Origin of the sequence: Nocardia testacea NBRC 100365, assembly GCF_000308775.1 — a bacterium.
GTDB classification, from domain to species: Bacteria; Actinomycetota; Actinomycetes; order Mycobacteriales; family Mycobacteriaceae; genus Nocardia; species Nocardia testacea.
Window position 1 is genome coordinate 1 of the sequence record NZ_BAGJ01000226.1, and the last position, 2650, is coordinate 2650.

Below are 2650 nucleotides of genomic sequence, written 5' to 3' on the forward strand. Positions count from 1 at the left end.
CCGCCCTTCTTACAGCCGACCGCGACGACCGGAAACCAGGACGATGAACAACGGCACCTTGAGGTTGCGCGGCCAGTCGAACTCGGCCAGATCAGGATCGGCGGTCAACAGCAGCATCGTGTCGACCTCCCCGGTCTCGGCATAGCGCACGAGCTGATCCTGCACATCCACGTCCTCGGAAGCCCACAACCCGGCGCACTTGATCTCCACCCCGACACGGTGCAGGTCGTCGTAGTGGACCAGGAAGTCGATCCGGCTTCCCCGCGCCGCCGAGGTGCCCTCGGCCAGCGTCCGCTCGTGCTCGATGGTGACGTCGTTGTCGACGCCGGCATCAGCCCACACGTCCCGGACGAGTTCATGGAACTCCTCCTCGCTGCAGTACCGGAACTCGTGCGGATGGTCGGCGAACGGATCCACCAGCGGCGTGATGTAGGTGTTCCAGATCGGTGAATCGTGCTTGTCGCCAGGCCTCAGGAAAGCCTGATGCACATAGTGCTTGTCGATGTAGTCGAGCCCATCCTCGCCATTTGCATTCCACCCCATGACATTTCCCCTGCTTTCAACGTGGTGCAGCCCTCAGGATGGCCTACGGGTCCGACATATCGGGCTGCTTCGTCGCCACACTCGGCGCCCGAACCGGCCACACCAGCAGCGTTGCCACCGGCCTGCGCCTGCGGGGCGGGGCAGGACTCGTCCGCCGTGCCCTCGCTGCTGGCCCCGATAAGCGACCCTCACCGGCTCTTACATCGGATGGCCAGTGCGTGCTCCGGGATCACCAAGATTCTTCCAGTATTTCCTCGACGTACTTCCATCCGGCTGGAGTGAGGCGAGCGACAAGGACGCTCCGCATGATCTCGTACTCCACGTCGAATACCTCGGAGTCCCTCTGCGAGGTAAAAGCGTCGAGCATCCGAGTTTCCAGCAGGCCGCGGGCTTCGAGTGCTCGGATGCTGCGCCGCACGCTCGCCTTATCGGCGCGACTGCGTGAAAGACCGTGCCCGGGGTCCGTATCCAGGTAGCCGATCCGGGAGGCGCGGACCCAGCGATCACCCGTGACCGGGTCGACCACCGAGTCGTGTCCTGCCCAGCGGAGGCTCAGCTCCATCTCGACGTCGACCAACACCGCTCGCTGGCGGCTTCCCAGTCCTCGTGACACGTTCGGATTTTAAGTGCATCCCTCCCCTGGGTTCTGCGTGATCCAATAGATTCGCTCCTCCAAAAGAGTGCTGCCTCTACCTGTTCCAGCAGGTAGAGGCAGCGTTTCAACCCAATGCCCGTCGCGAAAGGAACATCGAGGCAGTAATGAGCGTAGCCAACAATTCGGCTCCTGAGCACACCCATTTCGCCAGATCCGGGAACGGTCAGCGCGGTACCTGGGCGGATCTGGCCGGTCTGGTCGCAATTCTTCTTACGACGGTCGCGCTGGTCATGCTCGTCGGGCCTGCCGCCGCGACCGTACTGGCCGCCGCCGGCGGTTTCGTGGCGGTGGCGTTGAGGTTATGGCTGCGCCGTAAGTAGCCGATCGGATCGCCCTCGGCCGCGTCGCTCATTCGCGCACGCTGGTGAGTTCAGGCAGGTACTTGTACAGCGTGGTCCGCGAGACCCCCAGCAGCCGCGCGATCGAGGACACCGACTCATCCGGTCGAGTCAGCAGAGCGCGGGCCTGCCGGATCTGCTCCTCGCTCATGGCGGGCGGCCGGCCCAGCCGCTGCCCCCGGGCCCGGGCGGCAGCCAGGCCCTCGTGGGTGCCGTCGATGATCAGCTCGCGGATGAACTCGGCCAGCGCAGCGAAGACATGGAACACCAGGCGCCCACCGGGGGTGGTGGTGTCGAGCGCTTCGTGCAGCGACCGGAACCCGATACCGCGGCGGCGCAGGTCCGCCACGATCGAGATCAGGTCCTGCAGGCTGCGGCCGAGTCGGTCCAGGGAGGCGACGACGAGGGTGTCGCCGGCGCGCATGTAGTCCAGGCACGCCGACAGCTGTTCGCGCTCGGCGTCCTTTCCGGACTTCTTGTCGGCGAACACCTTCTTGCACCCGGCCGCCTTCAAAGCCCGGGTCTGCCGATCCAGATTCTGGTCCCGGGTCGACACCCGGGCGTACCCGATCAGCGCTCCTCCCCCGCCGATCGGATCCAGGGCATCGCCCTCAAGGGAAAGCGGTTCAAGCGCATCGGTCTTCGTCACTCGATAACCGTACACAAAAGGGTGATCCATCGTTCTTGAACATCCAGACTTTACGACACGTTTTTTGAACAGTCGCCGATTTCGGTCGACCTGGACTTTCGCCCGCCGGGGCCTGTTTCGGTCTGGCTGTCCATAAAACGATCATTTAATGAACAACTGGGCCGAACTGGGCTCCGCTCAAAACAATGTCTCAAGTCCGGCTGTTCAACGCTCGTGTCTTGCCCTGAGGCCAGAATTTGGATCGGCAGTGGTTCTGACTGGGCGCCCGGCGCCGGTCATCTTCGCGCTGTGCGCGGGCAGGTCTCGGGATGGCGCCAGTGCATGGAGAAGCGTGGTGGATTCATGGGCGCAAAGGATGGTTGGGTGCCTGTGCACTGGCGAGGTTGGTGGAGTGGGCCAGCGCGTTGTACAACCAGTCGTGGGCTCGCCCGACGGTGACGCGAGTGCCGAAGAACTGTGCTGTCA

4 protein-coding genes are annotated in these 2650 nt (G+C 64.0%); 1 reads left to right on the plus strand and 3 read right to left on the minus strand.

Annotation, left to right across the window (positions count from 1 at the left end; genetic code table 11):
* Positions 1-9 precede the first annotated feature (9 nt).
* A complete protein-coding gene (locus ON38_RS25605) occupies positions 10-543 on the minus strand; it encodes a hypothetical protein (protein WP_039827576.1) in 534 nt (177 codons plus the stop codon).
* Between the two features lie 229 nt (positions 544-772).
* Positions 773-1156, minus strand: coding sequence for a hypothetical protein (locus tag ON38_RS25610; protein WP_157181891.1), 384 nt, complete (start codon positions 1154-1156; stop codon positions 773-775).
* A 146-nt stretch (positions 1157-1302) separates the two neighbouring features.
* On the opposite strand from ON38_RS25610, the gene ON38_RS25615 reads away from it, so the two are divergent.
* The gene (locus ON38_RS25615) at positions 1303-1518 is read left to right on the plus strand and encodes a hypothetical protein (protein ID WP_039827578.1); all 216 of its coding nucleotides are present in this window, start codon (positions 1303-1305) and stop codon (positions 1516-1518) included.
* Positions 1519-1546: 28 nt separating this feature from the next.
* On the opposite strand, the gene ON38_RS25620 is transcribed toward ON38_RS25615, so the two are convergent.
* Positions 1547-2185: a recombinase family protein gene (locus ON38_RS25620; RefSeq protein WP_039827579.1), complete on the minus strand. Its 639-nt coding sequence runs from the start codon at positions 2183-2185 to the stop codon at positions 1547-1549.
* Positions 2186-2650 lie beyond the last annotated feature (465 nt).